At 75.6% G+C, this 2220-nt stretch carries 2 protein-coding genes; one reads left to right on the forward strand and one right to left on the reverse strand.

The annotated features are described in order from the left end of the window. The first annotated feature begins 130 nt into the window (after positions 1-130). Entirely contained in the window at positions 131-1135 is a 1005-nt protein-coding gene (locus GV126_RS34580) for a CopD family protein (protein ID WP_159675260.1), read from the forward strand. Positions 1136-1265: 130 nt separating this feature from the next. Here GV126_RS34580 and GV126_RS34585 read toward each other — a convergent pair whose 3' ends face one another. After that, positions 1266-1976, reverse strand: coding sequence for a VIT1/CCC1 transporter family protein (locus GV126_RS34585; RefSeq protein WP_159675262.1), 711 nt, complete (start codon positions 1974-1976; stop codon positions 1266-1268). Positions 1977-2220 lie beyond the last annotated feature (244 nt).

A 2220-nucleotide genomic window follows, 5' to 3' on the forward strand; every position in this document is an offset into this window, starting at 1 on the left:
GAACGGTGGGCGGGCGGGCACGGCGGCGGGGCGTACCGGCGCACACTCGGGGGGCGTGAGGTGGAATGTCCGCCCCCCAGTTGCTTGGGCGCCCTTGCCCGGCTTCATCCGGTCCGGTGAAGATCAGGGGATGACGCCGACACGTCCGGCCACCGAGGAGGCCGACGCCGGCGGAAGAGGCCGGCGGGCCGCGACGGCGCGGGCCGCGGCGGTCCTGGGCCTGGTGGCACTGGCCGCGCTGATCCCCCTGCTCGGTCCGTCCGCCGCGCTGCACGGCACGGGGGGAGCGGCCGCCCCCGGCGTCGACGGCGTGGCCCTGCTGCGGGCGGTGCTGGTCGCGGCGGTCTGTGTGCCGGTGGGGGAAGTCTTCGTCGACCGGCTGGCCGCCCGCATCGCCGACGCCCCGGCGCCGCCGCGCAGTTGGTCCCTGTACGCGGCCGTCGCCGGTCTGGTGGCCGCCGCGGGCCTGGCCTCCGTGGTGGCCACCGGCAACCTGGTGCCGCACGGGCTCGGTCAGATCGACGTGGGCGGCCTGTACCGGACCCGGGACGGCGCACTGGCACTGCTGGAGGTCAACGCCTTCCTGGTCGCCGGCCTGTGCGCGCTCTCGCGCCACCCCTCGGCCCGGCTGTGGCCGCTCGCCGCGGTGGTGGTGGCCGAGGCCCTGCGCGCGCACCCCGGCACCGAGGACAGTGCGCTGATCGGCTCGGGCCTGACCCTGGTTCACCTGGTCTGCGCGGCGCTGTGGGCGGGCGGACTGCTGCGCGTTTTGCGCACGCTGCGCGAGTGGCACGGCAGCGAGGCCGGCGCCGCCCTGCTGGCCCGGTACGCGCGCGGGGCGACCGTTCTGCTCGCCGCGGTCACCGCTACGGGCGTGTGCAGCACCCTGCGGCGGATGCCGTCGGACACGGTGCTGGATCAGCTGACGACGACGGCCTACGGCCGCGCCCTGCTCGCCAAGGCGATCCTCGTGGCCGGCGCCGCCGCGCTCGCCGGGTGGGCCCGGCTGCGGCTGCGGCGGGCGGCCGATCCGCTGACCGCTTCCGTTCCCGCGCGCGCCGAGGTCGCCGTACTGGGCGTGGTGGTCACGGTGTCCGGGCTGCTGACGGCGTTGCCGCTGCCGATCCGCTGGTGAGTCCGGCCCGGTGGCCGCGCCCGGCGGGGCATCGACCCCGGCACGGCGTCGCGCCCGGCTGGACGTCGAGCCGACAGCTGTGCCCGGCGGGGCGTCAGAACCCGGCCCGGCGGTTGCGCCCGGCGCGGCGTCAGGCCCCGGCCGCGCCGAGCAGGGTGCCCGCCACGTACGTCACGGCCATGGCCAGCGCCCCGCCGGCCACGTTGCGCACCACCGCCCGGCCCGGCGCGGCCGCTCCCATCCGGGCGCTGCTGTAGCCGGTGAGGACCAGGGCGGCGAGCACGGACAGGACGGTGACCACCAGCCGCAGCCCGGCCGGCGGCAGCACGATCGCCAGCAGGGGCAGCAACGCGCCGACGGTGAACGCCAGGAAGCTCGCCCAGGCCGCGTGCCAGGGGTTGGTCAGCTCGTCGGGGTCGATGCCGAGTTCCACGCGCGCGTGGGCCCTGAGCGCGTCCCGCGCGGTGAGCTGTTCGGCGGCTTCCCGGGCCACCTCCGGTGACAGGCCGCGCTCCTGGAGCAGCTCGGTCAGCTCCCGCAGTTCGGCCTCGGGCTGCTCGCGCAGTTCGCGCTTCTCCAGGGCCAGCGCGGCCTTCTCCGAGTCCCGCTGCGTCGACACCGAGACGTACTCCCCCGCCGCCATCGACATCGACCCGGCCAGCAGGCCCGCCAGCCCGGCGGTGAGCAGGGCGGAACGGGAGTCCGTGGCGCCTGCCACGCCGACGACGAGGCCGGCGGTGGAGACGATGCCGTCGTTCGCGCCGAGCACGGCGGCGCGCAGCCAGTTGAGCCGGGAGCCGAGCGCGCCCCCGTGCGGCTCGTCATGCGTCCGTTGGGTCACAGGAGGGAGCATCGCACGGCCGGCACCGCACGCACGGCACAGCACGGGCGCAACAAACGGACGACGCGACACGGGCCGCATCGCACGGCGAGACAGCAGGGACCACATCTGCCTCTTATACACACCTGACGCTGCCGACGACTCCCCCCGCTGCGCCCTACAGACACCCCCCGCTCATCACGAACACATCCCACCACACCTCACGTGCAACACTGTGCCTCACTCTTTTTGTGTTTACGAGCCC

Source organism: Streptomyces mexicanus (assembly GCF_902506575.1).
Classification (GTDB): Bacteria; Actinomycetota; Actinomycetes; order Streptomycetales; family Streptomycetaceae; genus Streptomyces; species Streptomyces mexicanus.